This window comes from Ferrimonas aestuarii (assembly GCF_005116665.1).
Lineage (GTDB): Bacteria > Pseudomonadota > Gammaproteobacteria > Enterobacterales > Shewanellaceae > Ferrimonas > Ferrimonas aestuarii.
Genome location: NZ_SWCJ01000015.1, coordinates 99,405 through 117,917, shown reverse-complemented (window position 1 = coordinate 117,917; position 18,513 = coordinate 99,405). Strand labels below are relative to the sequence as shown.

The following is an 18,513-nucleotide window of genomic DNA, read 5'->3' as shown; positions in this document are numbered from 1 at the left end:
CTCAATAGGAAAGGTAAGCTGCGACATCGAAACGGCTGGTGGCTGGTGAGTGGTTTTGTTTGGCGATGAAACTCTAACCTAACCAGCCGTTTCTGTATCTATTCCCCGCTCATCCGCGAAGAACCATAAAAAAGCCCGAGGCGATACCAAGCACACTAATGTGATTGGTATTTGAACTGGCTCCTCAGGCTTTCAGGGAAAAAGGGATTGCTTTGCACTTTCGTCAGTTTGCATCACACGGATAGGCAAAGTTCCCAGGTTTTTTGCTACTTATTCTCAGTTTATGTCCATTGGGCCCGCTCTTCGGCGCGGTCCTTAAATACCCAAAAATGACTCAAGGCAAAATTAGACACCGTTCCGGCACCGATGCCTAAAACCAGTGACAGCTGAGGCCCAAGATAGACCAGTTCGAACCACATCATGGCCAGCGAGAACACCGCAAAGTTTGGTAGCGCCGACATTAGCGCCGCACTTAGAGCTTTACGCCATTGATTGCTCGCTCTGCCATGTTGACGCTCAGCAAAGGTAAACAGCCGATTGCCAATCCAAGTGGTGGACGCTGCGGCCACAAACGCCAGAGCCCGCGCCACGAAGTAATCCAGCGTAAGTCCCGCCGTCAATGCGGTGAACAGGGTGATGTCCACCGCAAATCCGCTAACGCCGACGATGGCAAATTTAATCCAGGTTGGCATCAGGCTGACACTCCAATAGCTGACGCTTACGGCGCTGCTCCAATACCGTGCACTGCTGGTTTTCCAACCCCAGTTGTTGCCAGTTCCAATCGGAAGGGATGGCAAGCAAGTACCTTTGAACCGTCGGCAGTTCATCAATACTTTCTGCAAACTGCGCTCGGCCATCGGAGTAATATTGAGCCGAGAATGGCCGTTTGTGCAGGTAGTACAGCGGCGTTTGCGGCTGATAATGCCCTGCCAACAGAGACTTATCCGAGCGCTCAGGTCCAACCTTGACGTTCATCACCGCCACGGCGATCAGCAAGATCACCGGGGTAATCATGCCCACTTTAGTCAGCCAGCCCCAATCTCGTTGGGCCGCCAATGACGCACACAGCAAAGCCAATGCCGGAATTCCGGGCAAAATGTAGGCGGGTAAAATGTTGCCCGCGAAGGTAAACAAAATCAGCGGAGACAGCATCCAACACAGCAGATAACTCTGCCACGCCGAAACGCCTGACGCTGGCTTATCGGCCTTACGTTGACGCCACCATAGCAACGGCAATATCAGCGACCACGGGAAGGCTGAACTGAGCCAATAGATCCAGATGGTCCCCCGAGGTTGGTCATGAGCACTGCCGTATAGATCGCCCTGCCAGCCTGACTCCACAAAGCGCAGGTAGTGCTCACCAACGATGAAATAATCCAGAAAACCGGGAGTGGCTTTCTCTGCCGCCAGATACCAAGGGCCGGCAATCACGAACATGGCGGCGGTGCCGGTAAGCAGCGGAAAGCGCTGCCACAACACCTTGAATGCCCCAAGGCCGTGTTGAATCAACAACCATGGACCAACCGCCAGCCCCATCAGCACAATGATGAGCGGCCCCTTAGCCAGCAACCCAATGGCGAGTCCAACAAACCCCAGATACCCCGCTCGGTAGTTGCCCTGCCAGCCAAGGTAGAACCCGATCATGGCGATGGTCATGCCCAGAGTCAGCGCCATGTCGGTCATGATGGCGCCAGCGGCAATACTGAAGATCACCGTAGTGGCCAGAGTCATCATCGCCAGCGCCGCACTGCTGCGCTCCCGGCGGGCAATCCAGCCAACCAGAGCCACAATCATTGCCGCAGCGAGCCAATGAGGCAGGCGCAGCGCAAACTCACTCATGCCTAGTAGCGAGGCCGAACCGGCGCTCATCCAAGTATGCAGTGGCGGTTTACCCCAAAATGGCACGCCAATGTCGAATTGAGGCGTCAACCAGTTGTCGGTCATCACCATCAGTTTGGCCATGTAACCGTAGCGAGCTTCGGTGGTGTCGGTGAGCGGGTAAGCTCCGAGCGACAACAAACGTACCGCCATCGCCAACAACATCACCGACAGCAGGGGGTGTTTTTTAATCCAACTCATGAACGGCGAGCCTCAAGGGATACCACAGAGCTCACCCCATCCTGGTGGCTGACTTCGCGAACTAAATATTGCGGGCGCTGTTTCACTTCCATCACCACCCGACCAAGGTATTCACCAATCAAGCCTAAGGCCAACAACTGAATACCACCTAAAAGCAGCTGAACCACCATCATTGACGGATAGCCGGATACGGCCTCGCCAAAAATCAGGGTTTTCGCCACCACCCACGCGCCGTAAGCAAACGCACTAAAAGCAGTAACCAGACCGCACCACGTAGCCAAACGCAGGGGGCGGATGCTGAATGAGGAGATTCCATCCATGGCGAAAGAGAACAGCTTGCCATAATTCCACTTAGTCTCGCCGACGGCGCGAGGATCGCGGTCAAACTCTAAGGTGGTCTGCTTAAATCCAGGCCAAGCAAACAGGCCTTTCATGTAGCGGTTGGTCTCAGGAAGCTGATTGATGTGATCCACCACTTGTCGACTCATCAAGCGGAAATCACCCACGTTTTCAGGAATCGGCACATCCGATGCCCAGTTCATCACCTTGTAGAAGCTGCCCGCGGTAAAGCGCTTAAACCAGCTCTCTCCCAAGCGCTCCCGGCGTTTCATGTTGACCACATCAACACCGCCGCGCCATGCCTCTAACATTTGGGGAATCAGCTCTGGCGGATCTTGCAGATCCGCGTCAATCAAGATAACCGCTTCGCCTCGGCTCTGCTGCAGGCCCGCACTCATGGCCGCTTCTTTGCCGAAATTACGACTTAAGGTAATGCCCACATGATCACTGGAGGAGCTTGGCAATGATTGCACCAACTCCCAGCTGTTGTCTTTACTGCCATCATCGATGTAGATGATTTCACAACGCTCCGGGATGGCATCCAGCACCTGAGTCAAACGCTTATGGGTGTAGGCAAGCCCTTCGGATTCATTGTAGACCGGTACAATAACCGATAATATCAGGGGACGTTTTTGTGCCCCTTGCGGCTGTGCTTTGATCATGTAAGTACCTGCTTGTAGTCGATTTCGGCGCAAGCGCCTGAATAATTGCTTACATGTTAAGGAGCCACCTGTGAAATTAATGTCATCCACAACTTTTTCACGGGGCCAAAATACAATGATCGTAACTCTACCTTGGTGACCTCCAGATGAACTCTCTCTCCAAATGCAAAATCCTTCTCGTGGAAGACAATCGAGACATCGCCGGCATTCTGTTCGACTACTTTGAAGCCCTAGATGTGGAGCTGGATTACGCCGATAACGGTGTTTTGGGGTTGGAGCTGGCCACCAATAACGATTTTGATGCCATCATTTTGGATCTGATGCTACCGCGCATGGACGGCTTTGAGGTGTGCAAACGCCTACGTGAAGCGGGCAATACCACCCCGGTCTTAATGCTGACCGCACTTAGCGACCGCGGTGATACCCTTTCAGGCTTTGAGTGTGGTGCCGATGACTACCTCACCAAACCCTTTGATATCGACATTGTTGAAGTGCGCTTGTTGGCGCTTATTCGCCGTTATCGAGGGCAGTTGGCCACCAGCACCATCGTGGTGGGCGATCTTGAGATCGACACCAAGGCCAGAACCGCCAGCCGCCAAGGCCAGCGCTTGGCCCTGAATCCCACGACCTATAAAATTCTCAATGTGTTGGCGACCGCCAGCCCAGATCTGGTGACCAGAGATCAGCTTACCGATGCCATTTGGGGCGACGCACCGCCAAACAACGACGTGCTTCGTAGCCACATCTATCAGCTTCGAAATCAGTTGGATAAACCCTTTGCGACGCCGCTTTTGATCACCGTACCCAAAGTCGGCTTCCGTTTGGACACCCCGAAATGATCATCAAGGCTTTTCGTAACGTGCGCTCAATGAGCGCTCGGCTGATGGCGCTGTTCATCGGTTTCGCCCTGCTGCTCGGGATCTCAATCCAGCTTCTGTTCAGCTACACCTTCCACCTCGGGGAGGATACGGTTAACGCCCAGATGAACATGATGGCGCAAGAGGTGGCATTATCCCGTTACCTGACCGGCGCCACCGGTCCGCTGCCCATCGACCGCATCACCTACGCTTACGACCGCCTCGATGACGTGCCGGAGTTTGTGCCGCGGGAATACCTTGAGCTGGAGGAGTTTGCCGAAGAGCTGCACCCAGAATTTGGCTCGGTATTTTTATCGGTTACCCACTTCACCAAAAATGGCGTGCGTTACCCATTGGTGCTGGTTTCCAAAATCGAAGCGGTAGAGATGAGCGAAGATGAAGAGGTAGTGCTGACTCTCATCGTGTTGGCCGTCACCTTAGTGGTGCTGGCGATATCCGGTTTCATTCTGGCAATGCTCACGCGCCGCCTAATTCAGCCCCTTAAGGAGATCAGCGAGCAATTGCAGCAGGCCGCCGTCGACCCCAAGTTTGAGATCACGGTGGAATCCACTGCCGCCAAAGAATTTATCGAGCTCACCGACTCCATCAATCACTACCGCCATGAACTGAACCTGCGGGTTCAGCGAGAGCAAGCCTTTGCCCGCTACGCCAGTCACGAGCTTAAAACGCCCCTGACCATCGTCAACGGCGCCGCCAAACTGCTGGGACGCTCCACCAAAGAGGAGTTCTTGAAGCGGCAGAAAAACCGCATCTTAGAAGCCACCTACGGCATGCAAACCATGGTGGATGCCCTGCTCTCTCTTGTGAAGTATGAGCGTGACGATACCCCAAACCTGTGGCGTAAAATCGAGCGTGAAGAGTTGGAAGAGTTGGTGGAAAGTGAGATGGCTGGTACCGCCAACAAGCCCATCGAACTGAAATTGAAGGCCGTCGACGAGCCCTGGACTCAGGCAGAGCCCGCAGTCGTTAAGATGATTCTCGGCAACCTGATTCGAAATGCTCTGGGCGCCACCGCCGAGGGCGTTGTCGAGCTAAAGAGTTTGGGCAATACCATCACGGTAACCGACCAAGGGCCGGGGCTTGATCAGGCCACCTGTGGCGGCCACGGCCTAGGTCTGATGATTGTGGAAGATCTGTGTCAGCGCTATGGTTGGCAGATGGAGCTTGCCAATGGCGAACAGGGAGGCTGTGTGGCCACCCTGACCTTGCCTGAACCCTCTAACCCGAAAACTGCGCTTTGATCTCCAGCACTTGAGGCAAGCAATTTAGAAACAGCTTAACCAAACTGGGGTCAAAATGGCTGCCCGCGTGGGCTTCGATGAAGCTCACCGCGTCCTCCACCGACCACGCTCTTTTGTAGGGTCTAACGGAGGTCAGGGCATCGAACACATCGGCAATGGCCACAATCCGCGCCGACAGTGGAATCGCCTCGGCTTTCAAGCCATTGGGATACCCACTGCCGTCCCACTTTTCGTGATGAGCCAAGGCGATCTCCCGCGCCATCACCAGCAGCTCTGAGGTGTGATTGGCCAAGATATCGGCGCCATACTCCGAGTGGCGTTTCATCTCCTCCCACTCTTCACCATCTAGACGCTCCGGCTTTCTTAAGATGGCGTCCACAATGCCGATTTTGCCAATGTCGTGCATGGGAGAGGCGTGAAACAGCAGTTCGGTCCAATACTCGTCACCGCTTAGCTGCTCGGCAATCAAGCGAGAATAGTGGCTCATGCGAATGACGTGCAGGCCGGTTTCGTTGTCTTTGTACTCCGCGGCTCGGCCGAGGGTTTGGATCACCGACAACCGGCTGTCGTGAAGCTCTTTGGTGGTTTCAGACACTTGGCGCTTGAGCTCCTGATTCTGGTCAAACAGCGCCAGTTGAGTCCGAACGCGCATCTTCACCAAGGTTGGGTTGATGGGCTTGGTGATGTAATCCACCGCCCCCAACTGTAACCCTTTGGTTTCATCCTCTACGGCGATTTTTGCAGTGACAAAGATCACCGGAATATGCCGGGTTCTGGGGTTTGATTTCAGCCGGCGACACACCTCAAACCCATCCATCTCCGGCATCATCACATCCAACAGAATCATGCTGGGCTGGGGCGTTTTGTCGGCAATTTTCAGCGCCTTTTCCCCACTGGTTGCGGCCTTCACCTTGTAGTCGTCCCGAAGCACTGCCGACAGCAGGTTGATGTTCTCCGGATTATCGTCCACCACCAATAACGTTAAGCTGTCCACCTACCCCTCCAGCACCCATTGGTTGTCTGAGGCCAACTGCCGCAGCCGCTCCAGAGCCAGCTCAAAATCAAACTGCTCTGCCGCATCAGCAATTTTAGTCAATTTGCGCTTAATTGATGGGTCTTGCTCCTGAGTGATCAGCTCATCCAGCAGCTCCACCGCTTCGGTATCGTCGTCACCGAGCAGTTGGTTCAGGTGTTTAAGTAGCTCATGACGCTCGTTTTGTAAGTTCACCATCGATTGCCGAGGCTGCGCTTTTTTGGCTCTAAGGAAGCCATCGATACTTTGGCAAAAGCCAATCAGGGCGGTATCCAGCTTTACCAAGATGTCGTTGGCGCGCTCCGGCGGTGTCGACTCAAGTTGCAGCGCCAGCTCGCCAATCTGGGTTGCTCCCAAATTGCCCGCTACGCCTTTCAAGGTATGAGCCGCGTGCTTGCCCTGCTCTGGGTTAAGCGTGCGATAACGCTCAACAAAATCACGATGTTCTTGAGCAAAATGGCGCAATAACTTGGAGATCAGCGCCTCGTTAGATTGGGTGATGGTTTGCAGGTGCTCCACATCAAGGTGCTCAGACAGCCGCTCTAACGAACCGATATCGCCACTGACCGGAGTCGAGACGTTACTAACCTTTGCCTCTACTTCTATGTCGTTGTTGGCCTTCGGCTCAATCCAGCGGCCTAAGGTGGCAAACATCTCCTTAATGTCGATGGGCTTACCGATGTGATCGTTCATGCCCGCATCTAAGGCTCGCTTAAGATCCCGGCTCATCACGTTGGCGGTCATGGCGATAATCGGCAGCGCCTGCCACTGGTCATTGCTGCGGATCTGCTCCGTGGCCAGATACCCATCCATGACCGGCATCTGCACGTCCATTAAGATCAGATCAAACTGGCTATCCTTAGCCAAATAATCCAGCGCCTGTTGACCATCGCCACAGACCACCACCTCAATGCCGCTGCGATTGAGTAACTCTTTAGCCAGCTCCTGATTAATCTCATTGTCTTCCACCAGCATCACCCGAGCGCCGCGAAGCTTGGCCCGAAGATCTGCCGTTTTGATGCGCCGCTCTGAGCGTTTCACATTACTGACGATGGCATGACCGCGCGCCTCACCAATGGCATCCAGCAAGCTTGATGGGGTGATAGGCTTGCTCAGTACGCCATCCAGTCGCTGACCATGATCCAGCCCCTCCTGAATCGCTTCTTCACGGCCATAGGCGGTAACCATGATGACGCGAGTATCACTATCCGGATGCTGGCGCTGAAACCGCGCAACCGACTCAAAGCCGTCTAACTGGGGCATCTTCCAATCCACAAACAGCAGCTCGCAGGCGTGATCCGCTAACCACGCCAATGCCGCCGTGGCCGAGTCAAAGCTGGTCACCTGCATACCAAGGCTTTCAAGCATGGTTTGCAGAATCTGCCGCGCCGCGTCGTTATCATCCACCACCACCGCCGTGCGATCTTTAAGTAGGTGTTCATCAAATTCGGTGCGCTTCGCCGGGTTCTGCTGCAGCACAAATTCGGCGGTAAACGCAAAAATACTGCCCTTGCCATGTTGGCTTTGAACCTCAATCTCGCCACCCATCAGTTCGGTCAGGGTTTTACTGATGGTTAACCCCAAGCCGGTGCCGCCATACTTACGAGTGGTGGAGCTGTCCGCTTGGCTGAACGCTTGGAACAGCCGCTGCTGCTGCTCTTGCGTCATGCCGATGCCGGTGTCGATCACCTCAAACTTAAGTCGCACACTGGCATCGCTGCCGCCAGCCAAACTGACTCGTAGGACGATCTCCCCCGCCTCGGTAAACTTAATGGCGTTGTTGCCCAAATTGGTCAGCACCTGCCCAAGGCGAAGTGGATCGCCAATGAGCGCTTGGGGCACATCGGAGCCAACGTCGAACAGCAGCTCGAGCCCCTTCTCTTCCGCTTTCAGGGCAATTAAGTTGGAGAGGGATGAGAACACGTCATCCAGATAAAACGGCGTCGATTCCAGCGCCATCTTGCCCGCTTCAATCTTTGAAAAATCCAGAATGTCATTGATGATGCCGAGTAGAGATTCGGCGGAGCGATGCACCTTATCGATGTAGGAGCGCTGCTTGCGGGACAGCTCGGTTTCCAAAGCCAGATAGGACATGCCGATGATGGCATTCATGGGCGTTCGAATTTCATGGCTCATGTTGGCCAGAAACTCACTTTTGGCTTTAGAAGCTTGCTCGGCGTCACGCTTGGCATCCGCCAAGTCCCGCTCCATGGCTTTGCGCTCAGTGATGTCACTGAACACCACCACCGCGCCCAAGATCTGCCCCTGCTTGGTGATGGGGTGAGTGGCGTACTCGGCGCTAAATACCTCGCCATCTTTTCGTCGAAGCAGCAGCTCATCGCTGTAGCGAATTTCGCCGGACAACAGGGTACTGGCCAGTAAGCTGGGAGCAGGAGGGCCGATCGGTTGTTGCCGCGTCAGCAAGGTTGATTCAAACGGCTGAGCCACCAATTCCGACTCGGCGTATCCGAGAATGGTCAGCGCCGCGGGATTAACAAAGTTGATGTTCCCAGCAATATCACAGCCCAATATGCCTCGGCCCACCGAACTGAGCAGCAGCCGTACCTTCTCTTCGGAATCGCTCAACTCCGCCGTACGCTGTTTTACTCGCCGGTCCAGATCTGACTTTGCCCGAGCCAATTTTAAGTTGGCGTTTTTACCCAGATTTAAGGTAAACAGAATCGCGGCAATAGCGCAGATGAGCGTGCTGCCCAACACCAGTGCGAGGGTGGAACGCAGCGCATGGAAGGAGACCAGCGCTTCCGCTTCATCCATCTCGGTAGTCAAACCGATGCCAAGCAGATCGCTCCACTTCCACACCCCAACCACCGGTACGCCGCGATAATCTCGATAGCCCTCTAGGGAATAACCGTCCTGACCAAGGGCGATACTGGCTGCCATCTTGGTGAGGGGGCGATGGCCAGCAATGGCAGGTTCCCCCAGAGTCAGATCCGCTCCTGGATCTCGCACCGAAAAGGCTCGCATGCTGGTGCGCCCGGGCTGAAGCTGGCCCGAGGCAATCAGCATCGCTTCAAAGCGGCTTTTGGAGAGCAGCAGTCCGGAACGGTCAATGACGTAAGTCTCTCCGGTCTCTCCCACTCGCCCAGATTGAATCAGATCATTGAAGTCCTTTTTAGGATCCAAACGCTCCGCCAATACGGCGATCACCTTGCCATAGCGATTAAAGATGGGCACCGACACAAACATCTCGAATTCATTTGGGGTCTGGGAGGGCAGCGGCGGCACAAACAGGCTTTGCCCCGAGGTCATCTGAGCGAAGCGTTTGGGTTGACGACGAGCAATCAAATTTATCTGCCCCAACGCTTGGTCGGTGTTGGCGGCAATATTGATGCCATCAAGGTCAATCAGGTAGAACCCCAAATCCCCCAAAATGCTGTTGAGAGAGGTGAGCTGCTGCCGCAGCACGCCCTGCTCAGGTGCGCTGACGAGCGCCTCGGCAGTGGTGTCAACCTCAAGCAAGCGATCCACCACTCCAACAAACTCCGGATTTCGAGTCACCAAGGCCAATGCCTGTTGGTGGCTACCCACCAAGTTCTCTAGGTTCTCCACCACTGACGTGGCAATGACCTCCAGCGAGATGTGGGTACGCTCCTTCAGCACCTCTTTGTTGTAATCCAGCATCAAACTGCTCATGGCGATCACAAAGGTGACAAAGGCACCAAGCCCAATCAGCACCAGTTGGCCAAATCGCGGCGAACCAAACTGCAGCTCCGCTCGCTCGGAATGCACATAGCGCTGCAGCAGTTTGGCCACCAACAGCAGGAAAGCGATAACCAGCACCAACAGCAGAGTTAGCCAGCGCAGATCGTCAAATGCCGAGGAATCATCCGGTCGGGGAGCACCGCTAATAAACCATTGGTTTTGAATCACCCGCTTCTCTTCGCTGGTGATGGCGTCCATCCCCTTTTGCAAAATGCTGGCCAGAAGCGGCTGGTCGCTGCGGGTGAAAAAATAGAGCGGAATGTCTTCGAAACTGTCTTGATAAATCCCTTTCAGACCGCCCATCAGCGAGTCATTGAGGGTTTGTTCCACCACCACCTGAGCTTCAAACAGCGCATCGGCTTCGCCGTTTAACACCTTATTGATGGCACCCAACAGATCGTCTGCGGCCACCAATTCAATCTCTGGAAATCGCTTCTGAATTCGGCCCCAACTCTCATAACCGGCAACCAAAGCCAAGCGCTTACCCTTGAGATCTCTAAAGCCGTTTATCTCCTGATTATTGGCTTTAATGTAGAGAAACTCTTTAACATCATAAAAAGGCTGACTAAACAGACCGTAATCTTGCCGCTCCTCGGCAAAGTAGATGGCAGGCAGAACGTCTAAACTGCGCTGACGAATGCCGCTTAACAGCTCCAGCCAGGGGCGCTCCTCATAATGAAATTTCAGGCCAGTTTTTTGAGAGATAAGCTCCAGATAGCCAAAGGTGACGCCCCCCGGCTCGCCGTTGTCCTGCATGTAGAACACCGGCTTCCAATCGGAAACGCCCACCGCCACACTTTGATGGCCCGCCAGCCAAGCGCGTTCCGCCTCAGTTAACTCGAGCGCAGACGCCGGGGCCAGCACAAGACTGGCCCAACAGAACATCCACGCTAACCACGTTCGCATAGCCAGAGGCTACCGAAGCTTATAAACCAAGGAGATACCGCCGCCATACAGACTGCTGTCGTAGAAGCGGATGTCAGAATCGGACTCCACGTAGGTCAAACTAAAACGCGCCTCCCAATTCTCGAACCCCAAAGGGTTGTGCCAGAAGCCGATGGCATTGATGCCGTACTCGTCGGCATCGGCTTTGCGATCGTAAACCGGGTTATCTTGGTCATAATCTCGACTGCCAACATAGCCGGTAGTAGTGAAACTGTAGGCTTTGCTGATGAACACATAGGTCACCTGAAAGCCTTTGCCATCGCCCTTTTCTGCGCCGCCATCACGATCGCGGATATTGTAACTGATGGCCGGAATCAACTGTTGGCGTTGGCTTAATTGCCAGCGGGCATAGAGCTCCAGATAGTGGTTGTTGCCGTCCCGTTCCAGCAATTGGGTTTCATCATCACTGATGCGAGAGGTCAAAATCAGCGAATCGCCGGCGATGTCGTTGTCCACATCGATTTTACGGAAGCTGTAGTTGGCACCGACGGTGGAGCCAGCAATGCCATCCCAAGAGAGCCTCACCCCTCGGGAATCACGGTCGGTTCGTCCACGCTCACCCAGGTTGTAGGGGTCATCCCACACCTTGGTCGGCACCGTTGAAAACAGCGCACTTAAGCCAACAATGCCCCAGTCGCCCACCCGTTGGCGCACACCCAGTTGCTGGGTCCAATCCAAGCGCACTTGGTCTTGAATCAGGTTACCCAAAAACAGCTGCGTACCGCTGTCGCCGAAGGTGTAGCGCAGATCCACCACCGGCTGTGGCCACCAATCGCCTGTGGTTTCTGGTGCCGCATTCAAGCCATCGCCGTTACGATCCCCAAGATCTCGCAATCCATTGCCAGCCACAAAATTGGACTGCAGTTCATAGTAACCCATGCCAGCACCGGCATAACCGCTCCAACCACTCTCTTTTGGGATGGCCAGAAAATCCGCGGCGAGCAGGGGCTGACAGGCTAACGCTGCCACTGCAACAGTCAGTTTTGCTTTCATCATCACTCCATGGTTTTGCCTAATTAGCTCAATATTTTGAGTATAGTCAGCACCACCCAGCGCGCTGGGTTAAAACTCAAATGCGAGTGATTCCAATTTCCGTGATTAAACTCCTTTTAAATCTGAAACTAGACTGATAGCATCCGAAAATATCCAATTGAGAAATACCCTCTTAGATGAAACGCTTGATGATACTCATAGTGCTGACGCTACTTAGCCAGACCGCCAATGCGGTGCTGGAAGGTCGTCATGTGCATTTTGGTGACACCATCGAGCTGCATTTCGACAACGCTCAGCACAACCAAGTTGGCCACCACAGCCACGATGAAGGTGAGCATAAGCACGCCGAAGGGGAAAGCTGCCTGCACCATCACTGCAGCGCTGGCCACTTTGGCGTCATTGTAAAATCACCACTTATTAGCTCAGGTTGTGAGCCTAAACCCCACTGGCGCACGCTGGACTACACCGGTGAAATTGCTCCGCCCCTCGACCGGCCTCCCATCGCCTGACTCCTACTTCAATCTGATTTGAGCTTTACACCACCGTCTTGTTAGGCGGCCGTTGCCCGTGCCTGCGCGTTAGCCCTTTGCTGGCTTTTGGCGGTACCCGGGGTTTACGGGGCCAAAGTGACGGGCCAGAGCAACGAGCTCTAGAGCAACCTCAATCAGATTGACTCTGTTTTCCAAATCGAACGTTTGTTTTGAACTCAGCCCAAGCGCTGAGTCGGACCAGTCAGATAAAGCTGATGGCCGCCAAATGCGATCAGGTGCTGATTCTGATTGGTCTCAAAGTAGGAACAGGTTATGTCTACCCTTTGTTTACGCACTGCCTTACTGGCCGTGAGCGTGAGCGCTGCCATGTCGGTCAGCGCCCACCAAGCCGCTGGCGTAACGCAAACCCAGCTATCTGAGTTTGCCGCCAGTGCCTTGGCCCAGCTTGATGCCTTGCCGGAAATCCAAGCTCAGAAAGCCCAACTGGCTGCCGCCGAGTTGGCCACCCACACCGCGGAACAGCCGCTGTATAACCCAGAGCTCTCCTTTGATGTGGAGAGCATCGGCCACGATACCGACCCTGAGGATTACACCCTGTCGGTGTCCCAAGCCATCGATTGGGCCGACAAACGCGGCTATCGCAGCCGCAGCGCTCAGTTGCTGGCACTGTCAGCCCAAACCGAATACCAACTGGCCCGAAATCAGGCGCTGGCAACCTTGCTCACTGCTTGGGTTAACCTGCGCCAAGCCGGTGAACTCGACGGCTACGCTCAGCTTCAGTTTGAGCGTACCGAGGCCATGTTAGCGCTTGCCAAACAGATGGCGAACGCTGGCGAATTAGCACCCCTGGACAGCCAACTGCTGCAGTTGGAGCTGGCTCGCATCAGCGCCAATCGCTCCGATGCCAAAGTGGCCCTCGCTCAAGCTCAGCGTGGCCTGAAACTGGCCGGAGGCGACACCGCCCTTGCGATGCCTGCCATCACCCAAGGAGCAACTCTGCCCTCCACCGAAGTCACGCCGCAATTGGCACCGATGAAGACCCAATATCAGCAAGTGTTGGCGGCACGGGCGCAGTTCGAGTTATCCAAAGTGGAAGCCAAGGCCGACCCCAGCGTTAGCCTTGGGGCAAAAGCCAACAAAGACGACACCAGTTTCCAGCTTGGGGTATCGATGCCCTTAAACGTGAGAAACCAGTACCAAGGAGAGATCGCCGAAGCCAATCAGCAGATTGTGGTGGCGGAGAAACAATACCTCGCCAGCCAGCGCAATCTAAAGATCAACTTAGATGCCTTAAAAACCCAATATCTGGCGGTCGCCAGCAGTTTGCGCCAATGGCAACAACTGACCCAAGACTCTCTGGGTGACAGCCAAGGGCTATTAGAGCGCCTATGGCGCGCCGGAGAACTGCCCACCAGCCAGTACCTGCAATCACAGCAGCAGCTCACCGATACCTATGCCGCCGGTAGCGAGCTCAGCGCCGAAAAGGCCAGCTTGTGGATTGAGATGATGGCCGAACGTGGCGAACTGGAAAGCTGGCTGCAAGCGCACGCCAGCCAAAGCGGAATTTAAGGAAACCTTTTGATGAATATGGCACTAACAACAACCAAAATCACTGCGGTAGCCGCCGCCCTTATGTTGGCATTTGGCTCCGCCTACTCCATCGCTGGCGACGGCCATGACCACGGCCCGGCACAAGCGAATTCACAAACTAAAGTACAATCTAAAGCTCAAACCCCAGCAGAAACCCAGTCTGCGCTGTTTGCCGCCGATAGTGACCATCAAGTTGATGATCACGACCACGACGGTGCCCCCCATCAGGAAAGCGGCGATCACCAGCATGGCGACCAAGATGATGTTCATGACGATGACCATGGTCACGGCAGCGAAAGCGATGTTCATGGCGAAGAGGAAGAGGGGCACGATCACAGCGAAGAGGGCCTACACCTAAGCGCCCAGCAAAGCGTCATGGCAGGCATTGTGGTGTCTACCGTGGTGGAATCCCACTTCAACTTTACTCAGCCGATTCCAGCGCAGCTGCTCACCAACCCCAACCTGACCAGCCAACTGTCGCTGCCGGTGGATGCCAGAGTGATCGCCCGTCACGTCAATCCGGGGCAAGAGGTGCATCAAGGAGATGCCCTGCTCACTCTGGCCTCTAGCGCCATTGCTGATGCACAGGGGCAATACCTGTTGGCCGAAGCGGAGTGGCAGCGGGTGCAATCCCTTGGCAAAAAAGCCATCTCTGCCAGCCGCTTCCAGCAAGCGCGCATCGACGTGGAAACCAGCCTGCAGAACCTGTTGGCCTTGGGCATGACCCAAACCCAAATCGATAAGCTAAACGAACCCAGCACCCGACTTGGCCAGTTCACCCTGCTAGCGCCCCATGGGGGCACCGTGCAGCAAGACAACTCGGTGATGCAGCAAAACCTGCCCGCACTGACCCCGTTGATGGTACTTACCAACGAGAAGGTGTTGTGGGCCAACGCTCAGCTGTCGCCCAGTCAATCGGGCTCGGTTCATATTGGCCAAACCCTGTCGCTGCAGGTGGAAGATCAGCTGTATCAAGCCAAGGTGATTGGCCGCGACCATCAACTGGATGCCCAAACCCGCACCGAATCGCTGCGCCTTGAGGTGCAAAACCCAGATCATCGGCTGCATGTTGGCCAGTTTGCCACCGCATATCTGTGCCAGAACCACCGCACCGGCATCGTAGTTCCGGACTCGGCCTTAAGCCGAGGTGCCGACGGCGACTGGGTGGTGTACCTCTATGATGGCGAGTCCTACCAAGCCACCGAGGTCACGGTGCTGGACTCCATGGCCAAGCAGAACCTGATTGCTGGCATCCCCATGGGCAGCCAGGTGGTGACCGAAGGCGCGTTCTTCCTCACCTCTGAGCTGAATAAGTCCGGCCTAGACATCCACAACCACTAATAGGACCGCATATGCTTAATTCGCTTATCGCATCAGCGGTTCGTAACCGACTGATCGTACTTATTGCGCTGATCGCCACCCTATTTGGAGTGGTGGCGATGCTGCCCAAGCTCAACTTGGATGCCTTTCCTGACGTCACCAACGTGCAGGTAACGGTAAACACCCAAGCGGAAGGGCTGGCCTCAGAAGAGGTGGAGCAGCTTATCACCTACCCCATCGAAGGCTCCATGTACTCGCTGCCAGCGGTCACCGAGGTGCGCTCGCTTTCTCGAACCGGCCTGTCTGTGGTCACCGTGGTGTTCGAAGAGGGAACCGACATCTACTTTGCTCGCCAACAGGTGTTCGAGCAGCTGCAAGCGGCTCAGGAGAGCATTCCCGATGGCGTGGGCACCCCAGAGATGGGGCCAAACACCTCCGGCTTAGGTCAGGTGTATCAATACTTGCTTCGAGCGGAACCTGGCAGCGGCTATGACGCCATGGACCTGCGTGGCCTCAACGACTATCTGGTCAAGCTGATGCTGATGCCGGTGGAAGGGGTCACTCAGGTGCTCTCATTTGGCGGCGAAGTGCGCCAATATCAGGTGCAGCTGGATCCCACCAAGATGCAGGCCTACGGGCTAACGCTGGACGACGTGCAGCAAACCCTTGAGGGCAACAACCGCAACACCGGCGGCTGGTTTATGCCCAGAGGCAATGAGCAGTTTGTGGTGCGTGGCTATGGTTTTATTCCCAGCGGCGAAGCGGGCCTGACCGCCATCGAACTGCTGCCACTTAAAGCGATCAACGGCACCCCGATCACCATCGATGACATCGCCGAGGTGAAGTTTGGCAGTGAAATTCGAGTAGGGGCAGTATCGATGACTCGTCGAGACGACAATGGCGAGGTGCAGCAGCTCGGTGAAGTGGTCTCCGGCGTGGTGCTAAAGCGCATGGGCGCCAACACCAAGGCCACCATCGACGACATCTCCGCTCGTATTCCACTGATCCAGCAGGCGCTGCCACAGGGCGTAACCTTTGAGCCCTACTACGACAACGCCGATCTGGTGAGCAAAGCGGTGAAAACCGTGCGCGATGCCCTGCTGATCGCCTTTGGCTTCATCATTGTGATTTTGGCGCTGTTCCTACTAAATCTCAGAGCCACCACCTTGGTGCTGCTGTCGATTCCGGTCTCCATCGGCATTGCCCTAATGGTAATGGCCTACTTCGGCGCCTCCGCCAACCTGATGTCTTTAGGTGGTTTAGCCGTGGCCATCGGCATGCTGGTGGACGGCTCAGTGGTGATGGTGGAGAACATCTTCAAACACCTGAGCCAGTCGGATGACAGCCAAAACTCTCGCCACAGCATCAGCGATCGAGTCAAAGCCGCAGCCCAAGAGGTAGCCAGCCCAGTGTTCTTCGCCACCACCATCATCATTGTGGTGTTTGCGCCGCTGTTCACTCTAGAAGGGGTGGAAGGCAAGATGTTCCAGCCGATGGCGGTCAGCATCATTTTGGCGATGATCTCCGCCCTCATCGTGGCGCTGTTGGTGGTGCCAGCACTGGCCACCATGCTGTTTAAAAACGGCGTCCGTTTCCGTCAAAGCCCGGTTGTTACGCCCCTTGAACGTGGCTATCGAAACCTGCTCAACGTGGTTATCGACAAACCCAAAGCGGTGATGGCAGCGGCGATTATCGCCTTTGTGGGCACCATGAGCCTGGTTCCCAACTTGGGTACAGAGTTTGTGCCAGAGCTTGAGGAAGGCACCATCAACATTCGGGTGACCCTTGCACCTACGGCCAACCTCAACACCTCACTTAACATCGTGGCGCCCAAGCTGGAATCGATTCTGATGAGCTTCCCTGAGGTGGAGTACGCCCTAAGCCGTGTTGGTGCGGCCGAGCTGGGCGGCGACCCAGAGCCCATCAACAACATCGAGATCTACGTCGGCCTAAAACCAGTCTCCCAGTGGACCACCGCCGAAGATCGCTTTGAGCTGCAGCGCATCATGAACGAACGTCTAAGTGTGTTCCCCGGTTTGCTCTACACCTTCTCCCAGCCCATCGCCACCCGAGTGGACGAGCTGCTATCTGGGGTACGTGCCCAACTGGCAGTGAAGCTGTTTGGCCCGGATCTGCAGGTGCTGGCTGAAAAGGGCAAGCAGATTGAAAATCTGGTGAAACAGATTGACGGGGCGGTGGATGTCTCCATGGAGCAGATCCAGGGCGAACTGCAACTGGTGGTGCGCCCCAATCGAGACAAGCTGGCCCGCTATGGCATCAGTGTCGATCAAGTGCTGCAACTGGTGTCTGACGGCATCGGTGGCCGAGCCGCCGGTCAGGTGATCGACGGCAACGCCCGTTACGACATTCAGCTTCGCTACGCCAAGCAGTTCCGTGACAGCCCAGAGAAGCTAGCCAACCTGCTTATCTTCGCCCCCGATGGCAGCCAAGTTCGCCTTGGGGATGTGGCCGACATCGGCATGGAGAGTGCGCCGCCAAACATCCGCCGTGATGACGTGCAGCGCCGAGTGGTGATTCAGGCCAACGTTTCTGGCCGAGACATGGGCTCAGTGGTGGACGACATCTACGCCACGGTCAACGCCAATGCCGACCTGCCCGCAGGCTACGCCGTTAAAGTGGGTGGCCAATATGAAAGCCAGCAGCGGGCGCAGCAGCGCTTAACGGTGGTGGTGCCAATCTCCATCGCTCTAATCGCCCTGCTGCTCTACTTCTCCTTCGGCAGCATTCAGCAGTCACTGCTGGTTATGGCCAACGTGCCGCTGGCACTGATTGGCGGCGTATTGGCGCTGCTGTTCACCGGAACCTATCTGTCGGTGCCCAGCTCCATCGGTTTTATCACCCTATTCGGTGTGGCGGTGCTAAACGGCGTAGTGCTGGTGGACGCCATTAACCAGCGGGTTCGCGCCGGTGAAGCGGTGGCCATTGCCGCCTTTGAAGGAGCCATCAGCCGCCTGCGACCGGTATTGATGACCGCCCTCACCTCGGCCTTGGGACTGATTCCGGTCATTCTCTCTACCGGCGTTGGCTCAGAGGTGCAACGGCCGCTGGCGATTGTGATCATCGGCGGCTTGGTAACCTCCACCGCCCTAACCCTGTTGGTACTGCCAACCCTATATAAACGCTTTCCCGCTAAGCTGGGTTAGTCGTTTAAAGCAATGCTAACCACAAACGCCCTCGGTTGAGGGCGTTTTTTATCTA

General features: G+C 55.4%; 12 protein-coding genes. 6 read left to right on the top strand and 6 right to left on the bottom strand.

All coding sequences use genetic code 11. The features are described from left to right. Nucleotides 1-281 precede the first annotated feature (281 nt). The 3 genes from FCL42_RS16590 to FCL42_RS16580 are packed head-to-tail and all read right to left on the bottom strand — an operon-like array spanning nt 282 to nt 3,080. The gene (locus FCL42_RS16590) at nt 282-692 is read right to left on the bottom strand and encodes a GtrA family protein (protein WP_136864549.1); all 411 of its coding nucleotides are present in this window, start codon (nt 690-692) and stop codon (nt 282-284) included. Beyond that, a complete protein-coding gene (locus FCL42_RS16585) occupies nt 676-2,079 on the bottom strand; it encodes an ArnT family glycosyltransferase (protein WP_136864548.1) in 1,404 nt (467 codons plus the stop codon). The genes FCL42_RS16590 and FCL42_RS16585 overlap by 17 nt, the downstream gene beginning before the upstream one ends. Continuing rightward, a complete protein-coding gene (locus tag FCL42_RS16580) occupies nt 2,076-3,080 on the bottom strand; it encodes a glycosyltransferase family 2 protein (protein ID WP_136864547.1) in 1,005 nt (334 codons plus the stop codon). Before FCL42_RS16580 ends, FCL42_RS16585 begins: the two co-directional genes overlap by 4 nt. A gap of 146 nt (nt 3,081-3,226) precedes the next feature. On the opposite strand from FCL42_RS16580, the gene FCL42_RS16575 reads away from it, so the two are divergent. After that, complete coding sequence (locus tag FCL42_RS16575) at nt 3,227-3,919, top strand: response regulator transcription factor (RefSeq protein ID WP_136864546.1); 693 nt, start codon at nt 3,227-3,229, stop codon at nt 3,917-3,919. Next, nucleotides 3,916-5,199 (top strand): sensor histidine kinase, encoded by a 1,284-nt coding sequence (locus FCL42_RS16570; protein WP_136864545.1) that lies wholly within the window; start codon nt 3,916-3,918, stop codon nt 5,197-5,199. Before FCL42_RS16575 ends, FCL42_RS16570 begins: the two co-directional genes overlap by 4 nt. On the opposite strand, the gene FCL42_RS16565 is transcribed toward FCL42_RS16570, so the two are convergent. Genes FCL42_RS16565 through FCL42_RS16555 form a run of 3 tightly spaced genes read right to left on the bottom strand, consistent with a single transcriptional unit; the run spans nt 5,177 to nt 11,893 of the window. Further along, nucleotides 5,177-6,193: a response regulator gene (locus tag FCL42_RS16565; RefSeq protein ID WP_136864544.1), complete on the bottom strand. Its 1,017-nt coding sequence runs from the start codon at nt 6,191-6,193 to the stop codon at nt 5,177-5,179. The two genes, FCL42_RS16570 and FCL42_RS16565, sit on opposite strands and share 23 nt — an antisense overlap. Next, entirely contained in the window at nt 6,194-10,861 is a 4,668-nt protein-coding gene (locus FCL42_RS16560; protein WP_136864543.1) for a response regulator, read from the bottom strand. It abuts the gene before it with no gap. A 9-nt stretch (nt 10,862-10,870) separates the two neighbouring features. Beyond that, on the bottom strand, nt 10,871-11,893 hold the full coding sequence (locus tag FCL42_RS16555) for a DUF2860 family protein (RefSeq protein ID WP_169308427.1): 1,023 nt from the start codon (nt 11,891-11,893) through the stop codon (nt 10,871-10,873). Nucleotides 11,894-12,078: 185 nt separating this feature from the next. Between FCL42_RS16555 and FCL42_RS16550 the strand changes: the two genes are divergently transcribed. The 4 genes from FCL42_RS16550 (at nt 12,079) to FCL42_RS16535 (ending at nt 18,458) form a co-directional block, all read left to right on the top strand. Next, a complete protein-coding gene (locus FCL42_RS16550; protein ID WP_136864541.1) occupies nt 12,079-12,402 on the top strand; it encodes a hypothetical protein in 324 nt (107 codons plus the stop codon). Nucleotides 12,403-12,696: 294 nt separating this feature from the next. Next, nucleotides 12,697-13,953: a TolC family protein gene (locus FCL42_RS16545; RefSeq protein WP_136864540.1), complete on the top strand. Its 1,257-nt coding sequence runs from the start codon at nt 12,697-12,699 to the stop codon at nt 13,951-13,953. A gap of 12 nt (nt 13,954-13,965) precedes the next feature. Further along, nucleotides 13,966-15,315, top strand: a complete 1,350-nt coding sequence (locus FCL42_RS16540) for an efflux RND transporter periplasmic adaptor subunit (RefSeq protein ID WP_136864539.1) — start codon at nt 13,966-13,968, stop codon at nt 15,313-15,315. An 11-nt stretch (nt 15,316-15,326) separates the two neighbouring features. Then, the gene (locus FCL42_RS16535) at nt 15,327-18,458 is read left to right on the top strand and encodes an efflux RND transporter permease subunit (RefSeq protein WP_136864538.1); all 3,132 of its coding nucleotides are present in this window, start codon (nt 15,327-15,329) and stop codon (nt 18,456-18,458) included. Nucleotides 18,459-18,513 lie beyond the last annotated feature (55 nt).